The organism is Polaribacter sp. R77954, from assembly GCF_044595335.1.
Taxonomy (GTDB): Bacteria; Bacteroidota; Bacteroidia; order Flavobacteriales; family Flavobacteriaceae; genus Polaribacter.
Window position 1 is genome coordinate 3,813,135 of sequence record NZ_CP138992.1, and the last position, 20,895, is coordinate 3,834,029.

Genomic DNA, 20,895 nt, shown 5'->3' on the forward strand with positions numbered 1-20,895 from the left:
GCAAATATAAGTGCCTTGCATCATCCATCGCTTTAAGCCTGTAAAGGTCAAGCCCTATGGGTTTTTGATAAAACTTTTTCAAAAACTCTTTTAAATTTTTTATCAAATTTTTGTCTCTAAAAACTTTTACCAAAAAACCTTGACAGTCTTTCCTAAGGCACTTTTATATAGGCATATCTCTTTTTAATCCAAAAAAAATTATGTGCGAAGCGCAGCGAAGCATAATTTTAATTGGATACCTATGTCAACTTTTCAGATCAAAACGCACCAACCAGGTCGCACGTACGCAACTCCTCATTTTTTTATTTTAAACAAAGGTTTAAATTCTGGAAAACCACTAGAAAAGCCTTGCCCAAATTGTTTTGTAATTATTACCAACACAAAAGCAAATAGAGAGTCTTTGTATTACCTGTGCCTATCCTTAAAAGTAGGGCAGTTCTTTGCCTATTATCTAAAAGGTTCTGTGATTCCTTTTATAGGCATCTCAGATGTTAAAAAAGTAATCAATACAGCTTTACAAAATTATGAAGAGCAGCAATGGCAAATGAAAGTTGAAAAACTCAAAAAAATAACAGCTTTTGAAGAAAATCTAAAACAACAGTTATCAACTATTTCAAAATTAAAAATTGCTTTATTAAGATCTTAAACTGCCAAAAACCAAAAACCAAAAACCAAAAACCAAAAACCAAAAACTAACAACTAACAAATGAAAGTAATTATAGCAGGTTCTAGATACTTCACAGATTACCAAAAACTAAAAAGAGAATGCGACCAATTCCTGCAGGATCAAAAAAATATCGAAATTGTATCTGGTGATCATTATAAAGGTGCTGACAAATTAGGAATCCAGTATGCAAATGAAAAAGGTTTTAAATTAATAACATTTTCTGCAGAATGGAATAAATTCGGAAAAGCTGCAGGTCCCATCAGAAATAATAAAATGGCAATATTTTCGGAGGTATTAATTGCTTTTTGGGATGGTAGGAGCAGAGGTACTCAAAATATGATTCGATTAGCAAAACAAAAGGGATTAAGAGTCAAAGTTGTTTTGTTTTAAGGTGAAATTGAAGTTTTTATAGGGAATTTAAAAAAAATAGTATGCATTACAATATGGGACAAAAAGTCGCACATTCTTTTTATAGGTACCATTTTTCTTTTTTTTGGTACATTAACTAATAAAAGGAGTATGTATAAAAAATTAAAAATTAGATCATTTGAAATCTTTTTGTAAACAAAATCGAATTTTCTATACATTATAAATACCCTATGTTAAGAGAATTCAAATTTTTAATCATAATATGATTTAAAGTAAAAAAAGTCCAATCAAATGATCGGACTTTTTCAATTCAGTAAAGGTTACCACATCAAAACTGAACTTTGTCCTGAATTTATTTCAGGATCTTTTTAATGATTTTAAGATTTTCTATTACGCTTTGTAATCTTTTTTAAGAAATAGGAAACCATAAAACTTACGGTTGCACCAATCACTGCTAAAATAATAGTTTTTACAATATCTTGCGTAAATATTCCAGGACTAATACTTAACAAAGTACCAGAGGCAGTTCCTATTTTTAATTGGATGTTTGTTCTCATGGTCCTTGTTCTTTTTTTGCTTTAGAGTCTTCAACAGTAACTTGACTTACTGCAGAAATAACCCCTCCAGCTACAGCAACATAACCTGCAGCAGTAACTACCGCAGCAGGTAATGCAATAGGTGCAGCCATAATACTTCCACTTACTGCTAGTAAAGACAATCCTATGGTTCTTAAAATTCTAAAAAATTTGGGTGTAGATGCTTTTGCACGTTCTTGAATGTTCATAATATAATTTTTTTAAGTGAACTTGTCCTGAATTTATTTCAGGAACTTTTTTCATAATTAACGACTTCTAAAATAGGATAGGGAAGAGGTAATTCGCAATTGCACTTTTGTATTCTTAGCGAGTGCTGGTAAAACCAAACTCGTTAATTTATAGAATGCTTTTCTTGACGAATTTCCTTTTCCAATTCCCGTATGATAACTTACAGGTGCAATACAGCCTTCTAATTCTCTTTTTGCATCATTAGCTGGATGAATTAAAATCAAACTTCTACCCATAACATTTTTCAAATACAAATGATCCTTGAATTTAGGGCTGTATCGTTTTTGTAAATTATATAAACCTTCAGGAACACAAGAAATGTTTCTCTTATTCTGGATCCAAGGCAGTTCTATGGTATAACAAATCAACTGTCCATTGTATAGCAAAATTCCTTGTGTACCTTCAGGGAAATAAGTTCTGTGTAAAACAAATAGCATTATACACCTCCATCTACTTTTACCAAAGACAGCGCATTATATGCACCATTTTTCAATGGATACATTTGTCCATTTACTTCTTGGTAAAATTCAATTCCTAATGCTAAAAACAAAGGGTGTGTACTATTTGCAGTCACAGCGTTACTCAAGTTGATTGCAGCTGTAGCAGAAGCATCCCAAGGTAAAATAGCAGTTTCTGAGGTTGCAACAACAGACGTTTCATTTTCAAAATCAATTTCTGCTCCCCCAGAAATTATTTTAAAATGAGTGGTTCCATTGGGTGCTGCAATCATTGTACTAGGTACAAATGATGGAATGTCAATATCCAATGTTCCTGCAACACGATCAATGGTTGTGGTATAGGCTGCAAACAAACTGGTTCCTAGTTTTCCATTGATATTGAATTCAAATCCAGTTAATAATTCAGCTTCACCATCAATTACGTTTCTTAATCCACGCTCACTTACAGTATCTGCTTGAATTACTTTCACCATAGATTGGTGCAATCTACTCACCACTCTATTGTCAGAAGCATTTAGTAAAAGCAAACGCATAGCAACACGTAATACTTTCCCCGCTTTTCCTGCACGTCCAAATTCAGAACCGTTTTCTCGAGTTCTTTGAAACGCAGGATCTGTAGCAATTCTTTGGGCATCTATTCCTCCTTTTTCTCTGGCCAAATGGCCATCCTTTGTTTTGTAAAAAGTAATATCTCCAATAGTACCTTTTAATTTAATTATTCCTTTTTGTCTTGCCATAATTTCTAATTTTTAATGATTTACACTCAAATATTGAGAGAATCATTCAATAAAAAAAGAGGGACTGTTCCATATGTCACCTATGAGAACAGATGACTTTCAGTGTCATAAATAGTTAGGGTAAGTTCACTTAAAATCAGTATATTGATGGGGTAGAGTTACACCATAGCAAAAGCATAGATAGTATATGAAAAAAGAGATGCAAAGAGTGTGCATCTATCCAAAAGACGTTCAGATCATTACTGGTAAAAGTTATCGTCAAAGTGTTAGATTGGTACACAAAATTAAAACAGAGCTTAACAAAACCACCAAAGAGTTCTTAACCATTGATGAGTTTTGTGAGTACACAGGCATAAAATATGAACAAGTATCGCATCTAATTATCAGTTAAGATCCACTTATATTTTAGAAAACATTCCTATATATTCTTGCAACTAGTTCATTTTATAGTGTAGTTAAATTAAATACTGTTAGTAAAAACTATCATTAAGTGTTGTTTTTGATTTTAATGATAGCAAAAGCTATCACTTAATATCTATTTTATGATTATAATTGTTATCTTTGTTAGCAGAAACTAACATTAATGATTAAATAATTGGTTAAAGATGGCAAATACTAACATAAACTTCGCTAGTTTATCAGATACTAGAATCATTGCTCAAATTGGTGACTTTATGAAGTATACTCGTATTCAGCAAAACAAAACCCAGGAGCAATTGGCTACAGCATCAGGATTAAACAGGTATACTATTAGTAAAATAGAAAATGGAGAGTCTATTACTTTGTCTAGTTTAATTCAAATACTACGTTCATTACAGCAGCTTCATTTATTAGAAAACTTTCATTTTATAGAACAGATCAGTCCTTTAGAATATGCAAAACTCAAAAAGAAGCAGCAAAAAGAACGTGTTCGCAACAAGTCTAATAACAAAGAAGAAAAAGATTTAGGATGGTAGATGTAGCAGAAGTAAAAATATGGGGTGAATTAGCAGGCGCAGTTCGTTGGGATGAAGAGCAACAATTAGGTTTTTTTCAGTATGATCCTAATTTTATTGAAAAAGGATGGGATCTTTCACCCATAAAAATGCCTATCGTAAATGGTAGTACAATCTATAGTTTTCCTGAATTACGAAAAGGAAGAAATGAAACAGAAGATACTTTTAAAGGTTTACCAGGGCTTTTAGCAGATGCATTACCAGATAAATACGGAAATCGATTAATCAATGTATGGTTGGCAAAACAGGGTCGTCCAGAAAATAGTATGAACCCTGTGGAAAAGCTATGTTTTATTGGTAGAAGAGGTATGGGGGCATTAGAGTTTGAACCAGCTCAAATTAAAACAAATAAAAATACATTTTCATTAGAATTGGATAGCTTAATAGATGTTGCTAAAAAGATGTTAAATGAAAGAGAAAGTTTTCTGACTAATATTGATAAGGATGAAGAGAAGGCGATGCAAGATATTCTTAAAATAGGAACTTCTGCAGGTGGAGCAAGACCTAAAGCAGTTATAGCATATCATCCAAAAACGAAAGAGATTCGTTCAGGTCAAAGTAATGTACCAAAAGGTTTTGAGCATTGGTTAATTAAATTAGATGGGGTTAGTGGTGCGCAATTTGGAGAAAGTACAGGCTGGGGTAGAGTAGAATATGCGTATTATTTAATGGCTAAAGATTGTGGTATCAATATTAGTGAATGCGAATTATTAGAAGAAAATGGTCGTGCTCATTTTATCACAAAACGTTTTGATAGAGCAGGTAATACAAAACATCATATCCAATCATTTTGTGGTTTACAACATTACGATTTTAATGATATGAATGGCTTCAGTTATGAACAACTATTTCAAACCATGAGACTTCTTAGACTAACCTATCCAGAAGCTGAAGAAATGTTTCGTAGAATGGTATTTAATGTTTTAGCTACAAACTATGATGATCATACCAAAAACTTTTCATTTCTATTAAAACAAAATCAAAGCTGGTCATTGGCTCCTGCTTACGATTTATGCTTTTCTTTTGATGAAACCAATCATTGGGTAAGCAAACAAACATTAAGCGTTAATGGTAAAAGATTGAACGTTACAAAAGATGATTTAATGACTATTGCTAAAGATAATAACATTAAAAAGGGAGAAAAGATAATTGATGAAATCAATAGTGTTGTTAAAAATTGGAATTGGTATGCAGATAAAGCGCAAGTCAGAACAAACCTTAAAGAGAGAATTCATAAATATTTAAACAACTTCTAAATTTTAGTTTTTAAAAGACAATAAAATAAAGTATTCTTAAAAATTATTTTTTAAAACCAGTTCATTTATTAGTATAGTTTCTATCAAAATCTCTTTGAAAAATGTGCTAATTTAAGTATCTTTATATCATACAATTTAGTGTTTTTTAGTAGGTAAAATTCGGTGTCTAAATCGGTGTCATTTTTTAAGTAAAATTTTGTAAAATACTGATTTTCAGATATAATATAAGGAGGTTCAACTCCCTCTTTCTCCGCAAAACCCTTGTTAATCAATTGATTTTCAAGGGTTTATTTTTTAAGTTGACAGTTGAGTTGACAGTAAGTTTCTTAACTTAATTATTATTTGACTATAAAATAGCAATAGGTTAGGGGTGATACTCAAAAATTTCTTTCAAAATTCTCATACAAAAATTCGTTAGAAATTGATTTAACATTACCTGCATAATCTTTACCTCGTAATTTACCAACCGTATAACAACTCATTTTATCTTCTGGAAAAGATTGAATCATTTCTTGAATTTGTTTTTTATCTAAATCATTATTGATTGGGTTTAACCAATTATCAGCTAAAGAATCTGGAAGGATAAATGGCATTCGTGGTTCTTTTAGTTTTGGATTATTATGAATTTTAGACATTAGACCATTTGCTTTTGTAGTTACAATTCCGAAACTAGTGTGAATTATGTTTGTTTCAGGATTTTTCCATTCGCTCCATAAACCTGCTAGAATAAGTGGTTCTTTATCTTTTTTAAAGATATAAAATGGGTATGTTTTATTATTATAATGATGATGTTCGTAAAAACCATCAACATAAATTAAACATCGTTTGTTATTTGCTGAACTTCTAAAAGATGGTTTTTCGAAAATTGTTTCTCCTCTTGCATTTAAGGTGGTATTCCAAGTTTTTTTCATTTGAATATCATCCTTTACCCAATGTGGAATTAATCCCCAAGTGGCTACTGTTGGGTAATCTGGAGAATCATCAGTATAAATTAGTAAATCGTGATGCTGAAAACCACTGCTATGGTATAAAGGCAAATCTGTGTATGGTATTAGATCTTCTTCAATTTCGTTGATAGCTGTTGAATCATTCTGCTGTATTGCTCTTTTTAATTGAGCCTTTTTTGAAGCTTTAATATCATAACACATTATTGGATATTTAGAAATTATTTAAAAATACAAAAGAATTTTAACTTCTAGGATCACACAAAATCCCCAATTTTTTAGATTTGATAATATTCATACTACAAAACCCAAATCGATCTGTAATTTTTCCATAACAAGCATAAATTCCCATTCCAGAAATTGGATAATCATGAACTACATTGGTAAAATGAACTGCATCAAAATAGTGTCCTTTTTTATCAATAAAAGTACTTAAACGCATCAATTTACCTTGTGCTGTTTTATTAAAACGAGTAGTGACTAATTTACCATAAAGCAATACATTTTGATTTAAGTGATTTTGCATTTCACTTGCTAAAATATGTTTGCAATACTTTTCATCAACTAAATCAAACAAATCGTATAATGTAAAACCTAATAATTCCAATTCATCATAGACTTGCTCAATCCAATGATTTTTGAGTTTAGGTAATGTAAATGATGATTGTTTTAATTTAAATAAATCGATTTGATCTTTTAAGTTGCTTGGTTTTTGTGCTTTTAATCGAAAAGTAGCTTGCCATAATAAGTTCTTTTTAGGGATTTTTGTAAACCGAAAAGCACCAATTCTAATTAAAATGGTGAGCTGTTCAATAGAAATAAAAACTCGATTGATAAAATCATCCAAAGAAGTAAATAAACCATGTACTTGTCTTTCACTCAAAATATGTTGAATGACCAATGATTCTAAATTTTTAAGATATCCAAAGCCAAGATATATAGTTTCATCTCGAACACAATTTGCATGATCGCTTAGATTAATACAAGGCAGCTCAATAATAGCTCCTTGCATTTTTGCTTCGTGTATGTAATGTTCTGCTGAATAAAAACCACCTCCATTATTCAATACTGCACACATAAATTCTATGGGATAGTAACATTTTAAAAACAAACTTTGGTAACTTTCTACAGCATAGGAAGCAGAATGCCCTTTTGCAAATGCGTAACCTGCAAAACTTTTAATTTGATTCCATACATCTGTAATTAGAGGGTCATCAAATCCTTTTGCCCTACAATTTTTGATAAACTTTTGCTCAACCGCTTCAAATTCTTTTTTGGAACGATATTTACCACTCATTCCTCTTCGTAACACATCAGCTTCTCCTAAATCTAATCCTGCAAATTCGTGAGCAACTCGCATTACATCTTCTTGATATACCATAACTCCATAGGTTTCTGGCATTATTTTTAAAAGTATAGGATGTGCATTTTTACGTTGTACTGGATTGCGATGTCTTTTAATGTATTCGTCTTTCATTCCAGAACTGGAAACGCCTGGTCTAATTATAGAACTTGCAGCCACCAATTCTAAATAAGTGTTGGTTTGTAATTTTTGCATTAAACCACGCATGGCAGGAGATTCTACATAATACGCACCAATTGCGCCACCTGTTTTTAAAAGGTTGTTGATGTTTTCATCATTCTTAAAACGATCAATATCATAAATATCAATTTTGGGTGCATTGGGTTGATTTTCTTTAATAATTGCTAAAGCATCTTTAATTTTTGCCAATCCACGTTGACCTAAAATATCAAACTTAAAAATTCCCACATCATCTGCAATGTACATATCAAATTGAACGGTTATAAATCCTTTTGGTGGTAAAAAAGTAGCTGAATAATAATGAATCGGTTTTTTAAGAATTAAAATTCCTGCTGAATGCACACTTACATAGTTAGGGAAACCTTCAATCAGTTTTCCGTACTTTAAAACCAATTGACTCATCTCATCGAACTTAGATGAACTAGCACCTTTGCTAAGTTTGTCTATTTCCTCTTTAGGCAAACCAAATACTTTACCTATTTCTCTTACAACTGCTCTGTATTTAAACGTATTATACGTGGCTAAAAGGGCTACATTTTTAAATCGATTAAAAATATAGCTGGTCATTAAATCGCGATCTTTCCAAGAAAAATCAATATCAAAATCAGGTGGAGAAGCTCTATAAGGATTGATAAAACGTTCGAAATACAAATTGAGTTCTACAGGATCTACATCTGTAATACCAATAATATAAGCTACAATACTATTTGCGCCACTACCTCTACCTACGTGAAAAAAACCTTGACTATTGGCATAAGAAACAATATCATAATTGATTAAAAAAAAAGAAACAAAACGTAATTCTTCAATCACTTTTAGCTCTTTGTCTAAACGTTGTACTACTTTTTCTGAAGGATTTGGATAGCGTTTGTACAACATCTTATCACACAAATCTTTTAGCATCTTTAAATCACTCTCAAAACTATCCAAATACACATCTTGATTTTGAGAACTCCTTTCTACATCAAACCCAAAATGAATACTGCACCCATTTAATATATTTTTCGTGTTGTTGATTACTTCAGGAAACTCCTCAAAATAATTTTCTAAGTCCTTTTTAGAATGCATCACATCAGTTCGTAAACATTGTTCAGAAAGGTTAAGCTTACTCAATAAAGTATTGTTGTCTATTGCTCTTAACAAACGATGTGTATTAAAATCGCGCTGATTTCTTATGGTTACTTGTTGCTGAATCACAATTTTATGGCAATACTTTTTAAGATAAGAAAACTTGAGTTTTTTTACTTCTTCTACAGAAACTCCTATAAATTCATTTTCTTTTAAATCGTTGATTTGTAGTTGTAATACTTTTTCAAAAGGATAAATGACAAACGTATTATGCAATGTTTTACATCGATCTGGAATTACAGATTTTGTTTCTAAAAAGGATGATAAATAGTTGTTTATCTCATAAAAGCCTGTGTTATTTTTTGCAATACAAACAAATTGCTGCAAAGCAGCATTTCTAAAATCGACACCCACTATTGCTTTAATTCCAATTTTTTTAGATTGTTGTACAAAGTTCATGCATGCAGAAGTGGTATTAATGTCTGTTAATACTAAGGCATCAATATTTTTTTTTTGAGCAAGCTCTAACAAGGTAACTTCTGAAAACGTACCAAAACGCAAAGAATAATATGTATGACAGTTTAAATACATTAATTATTGTTTTCTATGTGCTAAAAGCATAGGTGGTTCTCCATTAAACGGATTTCCAAAACGCCCAATAGTTTTTGCGCCTAAAGAAGATGCTCTCATTACAGACATTTCTCCATAGCGTTTTCTAATGTTATCCATAGAGGAATATAAATTCATTAATTGATCACTATCATCAAACAAATTAATTTGATAATGTCCACCTACAATATCAGACACTTTAACGCCTACCAAACGAATTAACAATCGTCTTTGATAGAGTTTTTTAAATAGTTCTTGTACTGTTGGTATGATAATATGATCTGCACTTGTATAAGGTATTTTGATTTGTTTGCTGTAGGTATTAAAATCTGAATACCGAATTTTTACACTAAAAGTAGAAGCGACTTTTCCTCCATTTCGCAATTGAAAAGCCAAGTTTTCTGCCATTGCAAAAATGGTGGTGTTGAGTTGCACCATATCAATCGTATCTTTGTTAAAAGTTCTTTCTGTGCTGATGGATTTGCGTTCGTGAAAAGGTACTATTGGAGGATTATCAATACCTAAAGCGCGTTTCCAGATGGTTTTACCATTTTTACCCAACACACTTAGTAGCATTTCTAGAGGCATTTCTTGAATCACTTTAACCTTATCAACACCTAAATTGCGTAAAATTTGATACGTCTTTTTACCAACGGATGGAATTTTTTTGATAGATAATGGTGCTAAAAACTCTTTTTCAAAACCATTATTGATGTATAATTGATTGTTGGGTTTTGCTTCGCCAGTAGCGACTTTAGAAACGATTTTGTTTTTAGACATGCCGAATGAAATGGGCAAACCACTTTCTTTAATGATTCTTTGTCTTAATTCTGATGCAAATTTGTAACTGCCATAATAGGCATCCATTCCACTTAAATCTGCATAAAATTCATCTACACTTGCTTTTTCAAAAACAGGAACACTTTCTTTGATAATTTCTGTTACTTGTTGTGAGTATTTGGAATAAATACCAGAATTACCTCTAATTACAGTAGCTTCTGGGCAAAGCTTTCTGGCAATTTTCATAGACATTCCAGAATGTACCCCAAATTTTCTGGTTTCGTAGCTACAAGCAGCAACAACTCCTCTGTCTCCTGTACCTCCTACTAATAAAGGTTTATATAATAAACGACTATCTATTAATCGCTCGCAGGAAACAAAAAAAGTGTCTAAATCTAAATGTAAAATTGTTGGATTCATAGTGTAAAATTAACTACAAAAACATACATTTGTTGCTACAATATGTAGTATTATGAATTTTTTATCTAAAAACATCAAACATTTAAGAGTCCTCAAAAACTTATCTCAAGAAGCTTTTGCAGATCATTTAAACGTTACACGCTCTAGAATTGGCTCTTATGAAGAAAATCGATCTTCGCCTTCTGTGGATTTTTTAATGAAATTGTCAGCTTTTTTTAATATTCCCATTGATATTTTAATAAAAAATGATTTGACCAAAACCAAAGACATCTCATTTATAGAGGTGGGCAATAAAAAAGTATTATTCCCAATTATGGTAAATGAAGAAAATGAGAATTTAATTGAAGTTGTACCCGCAAAAGCTTCTGCTGGATATTTATTAGGGTATGATGATCCTGAATATATTGAGCAACTCCAAAAAGCAAACCTTCCTTTTATACCTAAAGGTAAACACCGAATGTTTCCTATAAAAGGAGATTCTATGTTGCCTGCAAAAGATGGCTCTTATATTATTGGGGAATACATAGAGGATATTAAAAATATAAAAAGTGGCTATACCTATATTGTGGTTACTAAAAATGATGGAATGACCTACAAACGGGTTTATAACCAAGTTGAAGAACAACAAAATTTCTTATTAAAACCTGATAACAATTTGTATCAGTCTTATGAAATACCTGCCAATGAAGTTGTAGAAATGTGGAAATTTACCTGTGCTTTTAATCCTTTTGAGTACGAAGAGCACGAACTTAAAATTAGCAATATTGTCAATTTATTTCAAAGTTTGGGTATTGAATTGAAGGCTTTGGAAAAGATGTTGAAAGAGAAGTGATGTGGTTTTTACATTTTAGTTTTGTGTAGAAACTGTAAAAATATATTAAAATGGAAAATCCTTTCGAAATTATTAATCAAAGACTAGATCGAATAGAAAAATTACTACAAAATTTAAATTCAATTAAAAATAACAAGAATAGTATTGGTACATATCCTGAAATTATGGATGTAAAAGCATTGACAGAATATTTAAATGTATCTTCATCTTATATTTACAAGATGACAAGTACTAACCAAATTCCGCATTCTAAAAAAGGTAAAAAATTATATTTTGATAAAGAGAAAGTTACAAATTGGGCATTGGAAAACACTGTAATGACTCAAGAGGAAATGCAAGAAGTAGCTACTAAATATTTGTTGAAAAGGAAATTAAAATATTAACAAATTAGACAATTTCTAATTTTTCAAATATGTCTGTAGCAATATCTCTATTCTTTCTCAACCCTTTTTCATTTGTAATTTCTATAAAACCAATTTTACATTGATTTACTTCTTTTTCAGTTGGAATGTGGTGATAATTTCCAAAAACACTATCGTCTTGATTCACTTTTGGGTATAGTAACATACTTTTTTCAGCATTCCAAAATAAGTTATAAGCAAACATTTGTTTTAAATCGTCATCTGATGGTTTGTAGGTATTTATTATTTTCCATTTCGTATCGATAATAATTGTTTTACCAAACGAATTTTTAATTACGATATCAGGTTTTATTCGTTTTCTCTCCCAGAATTTTGTCGAATTTTGAGGTGATACTGAAAAGCCAATTGGTTTGTTTTTTTGGAGAATTTTATACACATATTCTTCCCATAACTTATTCATATCAAATAGAAGTGTAAGCATATTATCATTGCCAGCATTTAGATTTGGAGAATAATTTAAGATGATCATTTTTGCAATATCGATTGCCTTGCTATAAGGTTCTGTTTTTCTATTCGGTACTATTTTAAAAAAATGAGTTGCATTAATAGTTACTTTTTTAAAGTCTGAAAAATGGTATAACACTCTGTTTAATTTATCTCTGAGGTTAGGAGCTATAAAACCATCTAAAATGACTAATCCTTTATATAGAATTTGATGTAATAAATGGTTATTATCAAACACTTGGTGTTCGCAATAGAAACGTTCTTTGTGAACTGTATTCTTTTGGATGTTTTTTGTAAACACTAATTTACCCTTAAGTGCCAACTGATTATTTTGAACTCTTCTGTATTTCTTAATAAGACCACTATTGATGAGCCCTTCTATTTCATTTAGATACATTTCGAAATACACTTCTAGAATTGAGTTGTATCTTTTCTTTAATGCTGTTTCAGAAATATTATCTACCTTGATATGATTGCAAACTTTTAACATGTTCAACAATACATTTTGCCACGTCTTTTTTTGTCTTTCAATATCGTGCTTCTCTTTGTCCGCCTTTGGAAGTATTTCAAGAGTTAAACCACCAATTTGGATAACGCCAACGTAATTATTAAACTTTATGCCTTTATGGATTATAGTATAGTACTTATTATCATTTTTCTCATTGAATTTTACCATAGCATTAAAATGACTTTCTGTAAAATCATTTTCAGAACTATCAAATCTTAATTTTTGATATTCGAATACTTGTATGAGGTTTTTTTTGCTCAAAATTATTACTCGTAGATTGAAAGAAAAGAACTGGCATCCCAATGATCTTCATTTGTAAACGTATAGACTGCTTTTTCTCTTAAGTTTTCTGCATCTTCATAAACTTCTGTGAAATTTTTAGCAAAAGTTACTTTTTCTTGATCATCTTTTAATTGAATAAAACCACTGCCTAAAACCAAACCTATTTTACCATAATCGCCGAAGAAATATTCTTCTAGTAAGGGAATTACACTTTTTTTAAAGGCTTGCTTTAAATCGTCTAAGGATTCGATATTTAAGAAGTAAGAGTGTCCTATTTTATGGTCTTTGTCAATTAATAATTCTATCCTATTATTTATTGTTGACAACAGTTTTTCAAGATTAATACTCTCAATATATTTATCTTGAAACAACTCGGGCTTTGGGGCAATTTCTAGAAAAGTAAACCTTCTTCTTAAGGCTGTATCTAGAGCCTCAATAGAACGATCTGCTGTATTCATAGTGCCATAAATATCTAAATTAGATGGAACATTAAACTCCTTTTTAGAATACGGTAACTTAATGCTTATTTCATTTTTTGCACCACTTCTTTTATCGGTTTCAATCAGTGTTATCAATTCTCCAAAAATTGCAGAAACATTTCCTCTATTAATTTCATCAATAAAAATTGCATATCTATTTTCAGGGTCATTTTTAGCTCTTAAGCATAATCTTTTAAAAACCCCATCTTCAACTGCATAACCTAAATCAGCTGTTTCTTCTTCATTTTCTGGCATTACTGGTTTTATACCTTCAATAAAATCTTCATAGGCAAATGATTGGTGAAATGTTACAAAATCGTAATGTTTGATACTACTATCTGCATTTGCAACAAAATTATTTACATTTTCAAGAATTTTAAAAATTTCTGGGGATTGTTCTTTTAACTCACTATCTAGTAAGATCCACGATTTATCTATTTCTTTATCAAAAATAAGCGGTGCTTGTCTTTGTTTGTAATTAACATTTGTTGACTCTTCTATGGTGTGCATTTGTAAGGTACCCCAAATGGTTGCTCTTACATTTTTAGATTCACTTAAGTTTGCTTTAGTGGCTACCCATCTATTCTTTAAAATATCACTAACTTTTGATTTCCCTTCTTCAATCAATGCTAGTGTAATTGCCTGCCACCAAGTAATGTTAGTAACTACTTCTTCAAAATATTTTTCTTTGGAAATAGCTTCTTCTTTTAAAGTGTATTTATCAAATAATTGCTCTTTTAAATAATAGGTTTTCCCTGTTCCTGGAGGACCATATAAAATTTGATTAATAGGTTTCATATCGGTTATTATTTTTTCTGCAATTTTTTGTTTTTTACCACCAGTCATTAATGCCATTAAATAATCAGAGTATTTATCATATTTTTCGTATTCTGAATCATAAATGGTAACATCTGTAAGCGTTTTTAAAACAAGTTTATGTTCTGAATGCCATTCTCCTTTTAGTTTCCAATCTACTTTTCTACAGCTTTTAAAACCTTCTCTTTCGCTATCAAAAAAATAGTCTGAAGTTACTACTCCATATCCTAATAATTTACTTCTACCTTGTTTTACAATTATTACATCACCTATTTGCATTGTATTTGCAAATTCATAATTCGCGGTAACCTTATTTGGTTTTCGATCACTATTTCCGTTAATATGATCAAGAGCCTCTTTTATTTCATCTTTTGACTTATATTGTTTAAGATCTCCTAATCTATCCCAACCAATAGCCATTATATTGGCTTCAAAAAATTCATCCCAATGATCTGCATTACCTCCTGGAGAATACAACCAATATTTAATATTATTGGTTCGATTCCAATTTAATAATGTCTCAAACTCTATTTGAGTTGCACTAAAATTTGTACCTTGATTACCTGCTTTAAATTCAGAAAAAACAAGATTGTCTTTTAGTTCTTCCCAAAGTATAGGATCTTCTGCTAAATATTTTAAGATTCTAATTTTTACTCTTTCTGTAGACTCACTATCCGTAGAATTTACATAATATTTTTGTTCATAGTTTTCTTCTTCAAAAACACTTACTTCTGAAGTTACCTCCGCCAATGCATAACATCCTGCATTTTCGCCAGTTTGCCATATAATAACTTGATCGCCAATCTTTATTTTGTCTTTGTGTGCAGCAACTTTCCAACTTTTTAGATGGCCTGCTTTTAAAGCTCTTTTTATATCATAAATATTAGGGTTTCCTTGAAAAATCCAATAATTAGGAGTTTTATATTCAAACTTTTCTTTTAAAAATTTAATGTAATTATTCTTACCTAGAATTGCTTTTGGGATACCATTACTGTTTTTTGAATCATATTCTATAAAATCTAGATTTTTAGCACGTTCTTTTTTATTTAAAAGAAACATAATTGTACTTATTAAAGCATTTATCTTTTTTGGATCTACAAGAAAAAAATCTATTTCATCAAAAAAACTATTAATTTCAATTAACTTTTCTTCAATACTTTGATTGGAATATCCTAAATAATTACGATAAGAATCAAACGTATTTTTATTTAACCATTTTGCAAAATCTTTTTTTACATCTACTTGACGTTCTTGATATTGCTTCCATAAATGATGACAATATGTAAAATACTCTTGCTCTTTTGGTTTTAATTCTAAAATGGCTTTATGGAAATAAGAAATCGAAGTTTTATTATTGTATTTTATATTTAAGTTACCAGCAATAATGCGCAAAGCATCTAATTTAAACATGTTTACACAATTGTAATCGCCATATAAAAATGCAATTTTCCATTTGTAAGCATTACCTAGGTCAATATCATCAATGGGTTGTAGATTATTTTGTTGAGCATAGTTAGCAATACTTATAATAATTGATTTTATAGTTGTAAAGGCATCTTCTTTGGTTGCACCATACTTGGTATGCCATGCATAAAAACCATCATTTGTTCTGTTGGTTGCCGATTCTGTTTTAGAAGTAGCACCCATTTTATAAATACCGAATTTATAAGAACTACCACCTACAATACTTCCTAAATCTCTAGTTATATGTTCTAACCAATAACAAAAAGAGTTTTCTCTATTGGTATCTGTATATTCTTCTAGAGACATATTCTTTAACTTTTCTAAAGACCAATACGCTAAAAATTCTTGTTTTAGCTTGTGTAAGTTTTCATTCATAGTATTAATTTTATTTTAAATTTTAAATCCATTTCTTTCAAAGGCTTTAAAACAATCTGTATCTAAACCACCTTTAAAATAACGTTCTATTTTTCTACCTTCTGCATGATAGTTTGCTTAGGCCATTATTGCTTTTGGTGGATATCTTTTATCTTTATAAATAACATCATAAGTAGAAGATGGACCAAATTCATTTGGAAGTCCTTTTTCTTCAAAATCTTTGATTCCTTGTAATATGTGTTCTCTATTAACCTTATCAAATAGCATGTTATTTATCTTTTATTATTTTGGAATTAATTACTGACTCATGAAATGTCATTAACTTATAAAATTGACTCCAAAATTTTCTACTTTGTTTTTTATCACATTTTCCCCACGATTTAAAACTTTTTTATACTATAATGAATTGATGGCCCAACAAAAAACCCATTGGAGTAAACTCCAAAACCAAATGAAAAACCTACACCAATACGTTTATTCTTTTCTTTTTCAAGAAGAATATTAAAATTTGAAATCTCCTCAGTAGTGATAAAAGGATTAGTATTAATTATCTCTGTTCTATATTCTTCTTGAAGAAACCCAGTTTTTTTTAATCCTGTAACAATTGATTGTTGAAAATCTGCCTGAAATTTCACATCGTACAAACCAAATTCGTTGACATTCCCTGACAAATGAAAATGTTCATTTTCCTTTATAAACGGTCTGTTAAAAACATACTTTATTTTTTTATCAAATGGAATTTTTATTGAATCTATTTTAAGACTACTGTTTACTTTAGTTATATTATCTGGTCTTTTAAAATCTTCTAAAATTTTAGTTAGCTCTTTGTTTTTTGCTTTCTCAATATCAAGTAAAGAATCTAATTCTTTTTTGGTACCAAAAAATGTTTCTTTATGTGCAATTTCTAAGTCTGAGATTTTGCTTTTAAAATATTCTACTGTATCGTTTACGGCTTCTATATTCAGATTTAGTCTTTTTCTTGACTTGGCATTTTCTGTACATTGATTCAACAAAAACATGCCTAGTACTAATATGATAACTATATAAGTAATATGTTTCATCTTAAATTATTTTAAACGTCAAATTCATAAACTTTAGGGTTCCTAGTTTCCTGAATGGCATCTAGATGTACCCAATTTATTGGTTGACCATTTTTATTTCTTTCCAATCTTATTTTAAAAGGAAATAACTCGCTATTTTCTTTAATCCAAGTTCTAACTTCTATAGCAGTCATTCCTCTTACATCAAAATCAAATGCTTCTCCTAAAACATGACCCGATAAATAAAGTTTACCTAAGTTAAACCGTTTTCTAAATATTTCTTGTAGGTTAGTTCTTAAACCTCTCTGGCTGAATTTACCTCCTATATGCCAAGTGTTAATTGTCATGGGTCTATTTATATTTTGTCTTACAATTAATAGCATAGTTAATGCTTCACTTGAAAAGAATTTCCAAGACCTTTCGCCATGGATTCTATATGTCCATTTACCTACCAATTCTTTAATATCAAAGTACTCTTTTAATTCATCTATTGTGTTATCACGTATCATTTATTTTAATTTAAAATGGTTGTATCAATAATTGTTCTAATATCCCTATTCGTTTTATTACAAGACTCTATTAATTTTATTAATTCAGATTCGTTTTCTGTAATAAAATTAGACTTTATATTAATTTCTCTTAACGTTTCTTCTGCTTCTATGCGATGCGTAATTAGATCATTGAACATTTTTGAAACATTTTTTTTCCCTGTTTCACTTTTTCCCGTATTTAAATTGACACTCACTGAAAATATTGCGCCTAATAAAGATAAAACAGCACTAACAATGGTTACTATTTCCTTGCCATCAAATTCCTTGTTTGTAGATAATAGCCCAATAGTTGTTGAACTCGTTACTACTACAATAATTTGAGACCATAGCTCAAGGGTTTGTAGTCTTTTTATTTTTTTTCTAAAGTATGGGAGATATTTTATTTTTGTTTCTTTTAAAGTTTCTTGTAAAGATATTTGCGAAACTTTAATTCTAATTTTCAATTCGTCCAGACTCATTTGAGATTCTCCTCCAATTACACCTAGTTCTAGTATTTCTGAAAATTCGGGGTTCTGATTTCGAAATTCTTCTAATGCGTTACTATTTAGTTTGTTTAAAATACCAACAGATTCATCTATTGGTGCTAATGATGATAATCCTCCCATAGTTTAATTTTTATTATTTATAATGTAATATATTAGTAATCCACCACCAAGTGTGGCAGTTCCTGCTGCTGCTTTTTGGTACATAACCATTTTAGCAAAGCCTTTGTTTGAGAATGTGTCTGCACTCAAAACTAAATCTACTGCAGTGTTATTTGGACCAATTTTTTTTGTGGAAAAATCAAGTAAGAAATTCTTAAAATTCTTATTGTTTTTTATGCTCGGAATAAGGGCATTAACTGTTTTGTAGGTATTTATTGCTGTTGCAGTTCCATCTCCCAGAGCAGCTGTGCTACATCCTAAATGAAAGATATTAACTTTATTTGCTTTAGCAATTTCATTTAATTTTGTTAAGGCAATTTTAAAGTCTCCCTCTACATAAAAACCATCTTCTATATGCCCTACAGTGATAACAGTTTTTCTTTTGTTTCTTTTAATTTTTCTAGCTATTTCTTTTTCTGATCTCAGTTTTGATTTTATCCAAGATTGTTTTGGTGAGTTTTTAAATAAATTAAGTGTTTCGTTATTTTTAGTGAGAGGTAAAATCGCTATTTCATTGAGATTGTAATCCCAGTCTAAGTTTTTATTTAATTCATCTAAAGTGTTCCCTAAATTATCTTCTTTTAGAATATGTAAATTGTAGTTTTCTTTAAATTGTATGGTATTTAACTTTTTAATTTCAACACCACTTGTGTTTTTTATACCGACATTAGAATTTGCAAAATTTTGATATTTTCCATCCACGAAAACAATGGTATTATTATTACTATCTAAGAAACTCTTTAGTTCTTTATCAATAATTATAGTATTATTCTTTAAGTTGTTTACTTCCTTAAAAATTTTAATCTGTTCTTCTATAGTTTTATCGCTAGAATCTGCTATTGTCTTATTAAGTTTGTTTTTAAACTCTTCTTCTATTTTATCGATTTTGTTAGAGGTAGCATTATCAAATTTTTTGGTGAGCTGTATATCGTCATATTTTTTTTGGAAATTTAAGAGTATGTCTTCTATACTGGTATTATTATCTCCTTCTCCTATTAATTCAAATTTCTTTTTAATTTTAGTCTTTTCTTCATCTATATAAGTTTTAAGATTTTCTATATCTGTATTTCTTTTTTCAAAGTCTTGAATTAAATCGTCTATTTTCTTAATTTTTTTAGGATTTTGATTTAGAAAATTTAGATCGCTGAGCAGCTCTTTTTCTATATCTCTAACTTTATAAAGACGGTCTCTATAAGACATCTCACCATCAGAATAGAAGTTTTCATTATATTTTTGGTATGCTTTTCTATCCCTAGCTAAATTGCCTATTTCATCTGAGGTTAGTAATTTTTTGTTATAAAGGTCATAATATTTTAGTTTTTTGTAATGACTTTCAATCACACAAATTTTCTTTTCTCTAGCATAAACCTTAGATTCGAGAGACCAGAACATAGCATTTCGTTGGGCTTGTAATCTTCTTTCAATTTCTCTTTGTTTTACAGTTTTTACATTTTTTTCTATTATTTTTTTATAGAAATTGTTGTAATTCCCAACATTTCTAGCTTTCATATATGCAAGGTCTAACAAATCATCTAGATTAACATATTTATAAAGTGGATTCTTCTTGTAAACTTGATAAACATCATCTTGTTTAAAAGAACTTTTAAACATATTGTAATCCATAGATTTATAGACCTCTTTCTTAGCACTTTTTTGAAAAAGACTTAAAACACCTTCTATGCCTTCTTTTACGAGTTTAGATTGAGAGAAAGAGAAGTTAATTGTAAAAATTAATAATAGTGTAAGTACAAATTTGTTTTTCATAGCATTTAGTTTTAATTAATATTTATTTATAGTTTTATAAATTTCTCCCTCCTCAGCAACCAACCCAACCCCTCAATCTCTTTTTCTACACCACCAACACTAACCTGCCCATTCATTAACATAGGCAATAACCAATCTCTTAATTCGGATAGTTTTTGGTTTTCTAATTGATTATTTACTTTTTTTATTATCAATGGGTTGAACATTGTAAATTAAAAACTCTTCTAAGGCTAAACGCTCAAACCAAGTTTCGGATGGAACAGCTATTGTGCAAACGTACTTTGGAGTTTTATGCCATTTATGTACAATTTTACAAGACTTGTCCTCTGATTTTTGGAAATAGTTACTTAGTCTATTGCCAATGTTTGAAGATTCACCTATGTAAATTACATTATGATCTTTATCCATTATTAAATAGATTCCGTATCTACCATTGCTTGGCCATTCATGAAACCACCCATAAGTGTCCTTACTATCAGGAAATAAATCATAAATAGCACTAATTTCAAATTCTCCAAGATTTTTACCTCTGTATTTTTCTGAATACTCATTTACAAGTTCTAGAACGTCAATTAATTGAGTTTTTCCCATAACAATTTGTTTT

At 29.9% G+C, this 20,895-nt stretch carries 23 protein-coding genes; 7 read left to right on the forward strand and 16 right to left on the reverse strand.

Annotated elements, in window-relative coordinates; all coding sequences use genetic code 11:
- Positions 1-241: 241 nt before the first annotated feature.
- Together SJY27_RS16390 and SJY27_RS16395 are read left to right on the forward strand one after the other, a co-directional pair.
- Positions 242-646, forward strand: a complete 405-nt coding sequence (locus tag SJY27_RS16390) for a DUF6943 family protein (protein ID WP_397445948.1) — start codon at positions 242-244, stop codon at positions 644-646.
- Positions 647-706: 60 nt separating this feature from the next.
- Complete coding sequence (locus tag SJY27_RS16395; RefSeq protein WP_397445949.1) at positions 707-1,057, forward strand: DUF2493 domain-containing protein; 351 nt, start codon at positions 707-709, stop codon at positions 1,055-1,057.
- Between the two features lie 356 nt (positions 1,058-1,413).
- Here SJY27_RS16395 and SJY27_RS16400 read toward each other — a convergent pair whose 3' ends face one another.
- From SJY27_RS16400 to SJY27_RS16415, 4 genes are read right to left on the reverse strand one after another with little or no spacing between them, the layout of a single operon-like run.
- Positions 1,414-1,593: a hypothetical protein gene (locus SJY27_RS16400; RefSeq protein ID WP_397445950.1), complete on the reverse strand. Its 180-nt coding sequence runs from the start codon at positions 1,591-1,593 to the stop codon at positions 1,414-1,416.
- Positions 1,590-1,820 (reverse strand): hypothetical protein, encoded by a 231-nt coding sequence (locus SJY27_RS16405; RefSeq protein ID WP_397445951.1) that lies wholly within the window; start codon positions 1,818-1,820, stop codon positions 1,590-1,592. Before SJY27_RS16405 ends, SJY27_RS16400 begins: the two co-directional genes overlap by 4 nt.
- A gap of 57 nt (positions 1,821-1,877) precedes the next feature.
- Positions 1,878-2,297 (reverse strand): DUF5675 family protein, encoded by a 420-nt coding sequence (locus SJY27_RS16410; RefSeq protein WP_397445952.1) that lies wholly within the window; start codon positions 2,295-2,297, stop codon positions 1,878-1,880.
- Positions 2,297-3,055: a hypothetical protein gene (locus SJY27_RS16415; protein ID WP_397445953.1), complete on the reverse strand. Its 759-nt coding sequence runs from the start codon at positions 3,053-3,055 to the stop codon at positions 2,297-2,299. The genes SJY27_RS16410 and SJY27_RS16415 overlap by 1 nt, the downstream gene beginning before the upstream one ends.
- A 187-nt stretch (positions 3,056-3,242) precedes the next feature.
- On the opposite strand from SJY27_RS16415, the gene SJY27_RS16420 reads away from it, so the two are divergent.
- The 3 genes from SJY27_RS16420 to SJY27_RS16430 all read left to right on the forward strand — a co-directional run bounded on the left by SJY27_RS16420 (position 3,243) and on the right by SJY27_RS16430 (position 5,306).
- Positions 3,243-3,446: a hypothetical protein gene (locus SJY27_RS16420; protein WP_397445954.1), complete on the forward strand. Its 204-nt coding sequence runs from the start codon at positions 3,243-3,245 to the stop codon at positions 3,444-3,446.
- A gap of 214 nt (positions 3,447-3,660) precedes the next feature.
- Positions 3,661-4,011, forward strand: coding sequence for a helix-turn-helix domain-containing protein (locus SJY27_RS16425; protein WP_397445955.1), 351 nt, complete (start codon positions 3,661-3,663; stop codon positions 4,009-4,011).
- Entirely contained in the window at positions 4,005-5,306 is a 1,302-nt protein-coding gene (locus SJY27_RS16430; protein WP_397445956.1) for a type II toxin-antitoxin system HipA family toxin, read from the forward strand. The genes SJY27_RS16425 and SJY27_RS16430 overlap by 7 nt, the downstream gene beginning before the upstream one ends.
- Positions 5,307-5,683: 377 nt before the next feature.
- Here the strand turns inward: SJY27_RS16430 and SJY27_RS16435 are convergent, their stop codons facing one another.
- From SJY27_RS16435 to dinB, 3 genes are read right to left on the reverse strand one after another with little or no spacing between them, the layout of a single operon-like run.
- On the reverse strand, positions 5,684-6,454 hold the full coding sequence (locus SJY27_RS16435) for an SOS response-associated peptidase (protein ID WP_397445957.1): 771 nt from the start codon (positions 6,452-6,454) through the stop codon (positions 5,684-5,686).
- A 40-nt stretch (positions 6,455-6,494) separates the two neighbouring features.
- Positions 6,495-9,452 (reverse strand): DNA polymerase III subunit alpha, encoded by a 2,958-nt coding sequence (locus SJY27_RS16440; protein ID WP_397445958.1) that lies wholly within the window; start codon positions 9,450-9,452, stop codon positions 6,495-6,497.
- 3 nt (positions 9,453-9,455) lie between these two features.
- Positions 9,456-10,670, reverse strand: coding sequence for a DNA polymerase IV (gene dinB / locus SJY27_RS16445; protein WP_397445959.1), 1,215 nt, complete (start codon positions 10,668-10,670; stop codon positions 9,456-9,458).
- Between the two features lie 52 nt (positions 10,671-10,722).
- Here dinB and SJY27_RS16450 point away from each other — a divergent pair, with 52 nt between their 5' ends.
- Positions 10,723-11,502, forward strand: coding sequence for an XRE family transcriptional regulator (locus tag SJY27_RS16450; RefSeq protein ID WP_397445960.1), 780 nt, complete (start codon positions 10,723-10,725; stop codon positions 11,500-11,502).
- Between the two features lie 50 nt (positions 11,503-11,552).
- The gene (locus SJY27_RS16455) at positions 11,553-11,885 is read left to right on the forward strand and encodes a helix-turn-helix domain-containing protein (protein WP_397445961.1); all 333 of its coding nucleotides are present in this window, start codon (positions 11,553-11,555) and stop codon (positions 11,883-11,885) included.
- 4 nt (positions 11,886-11,889) lie between these two features.
- Here SJY27_RS16455 and SJY27_RS16460 read toward each other — a convergent pair whose 3' ends face one another.
- From SJY27_RS16460 to SJY27_RS16500, 9 genes are all read right to left on the reverse strand, one after another.
- Positions 11,890-13,137, reverse strand: coding sequence for an McrC family protein (locus tag SJY27_RS16460; protein WP_397445962.1), 1,248 nt, complete (start codon positions 13,135-13,137; stop codon positions 11,890-11,892).
- Between the two features lie 5 nt (positions 13,138-13,142).
- A complete protein-coding gene (locus SJY27_RS16465) occupies positions 13,143-16,292 on the reverse strand; it encodes an EVE domain-containing protein (RefSeq protein WP_397445963.1) in 3,150 nt (1,049 codons plus the stop codon).
- 117 nt (positions 16,293-16,409) lie between these two features.
- Positions 16,410-16,559 carry a hypothetical protein gene (locus SJY27_RS16470; RefSeq protein WP_397445964.1) on the reverse strand — a complete coding sequence of 50 codons (150 nt, stop codon included), beginning with the start codon at positions 16,557-16,559 and terminating at the stop codon, positions 16,410-16,412.
- Between the two features lie 113 nt (positions 16,560-16,672).
- The gene (locus tag SJY27_RS16475; RefSeq protein ID WP_397445965.1) at positions 16,673-17,353 is read right to left on the reverse strand and encodes a hypothetical protein; all 681 of its coding nucleotides are present in this window, start codon (positions 17,351-17,353) and stop codon (positions 16,673-16,675) included.
- Between the two features lie 11 nt (positions 17,354-17,364).
- Positions 17,365-17,841, reverse strand: coding sequence for a hypothetical protein (locus SJY27_RS16480; protein ID WP_397445966.1), 477 nt, complete (start codon positions 17,839-17,841; stop codon positions 17,365-17,367).
- Positions 17,842-17,846: 5 nt separating this feature from the next.
- A complete protein-coding gene (locus tag SJY27_RS16485; RefSeq protein WP_397445967.1) occupies positions 17,847-18,488 on the reverse strand; it encodes a hypothetical protein in 642 nt (213 codons plus the stop codon).
- 3 nt (positions 18,489-18,491) lie between these two features.
- Positions 18,492-20,291: a hypothetical protein gene (locus SJY27_RS16490; RefSeq protein WP_397445968.1), complete on the reverse strand. Its 1,800-nt coding sequence runs from the start codon at positions 20,289-20,291 to the stop codon at positions 18,492-18,494.
- 26 nt (positions 20,292-20,317) lie between these two features.
- Positions 20,318-20,485 (reverse strand): hypothetical protein, encoded by a 168-nt coding sequence (locus SJY27_RS16495; protein ID WP_397445969.1) that lies wholly within the window; start codon positions 20,483-20,485, stop codon positions 20,318-20,320.
- Complete coding sequence (locus tag SJY27_RS16500) at positions 20,463-20,882, reverse strand: GIY-YIG nuclease family protein (RefSeq protein ID WP_397445970.1); 420 nt, start codon at positions 20,880-20,882, stop codon at positions 20,463-20,465. The genes SJY27_RS16495 and SJY27_RS16500 overlap by 23 nt, the downstream gene beginning before the upstream one ends.
- Positions 20,883-20,895 lie beyond the last annotated feature (13 nt).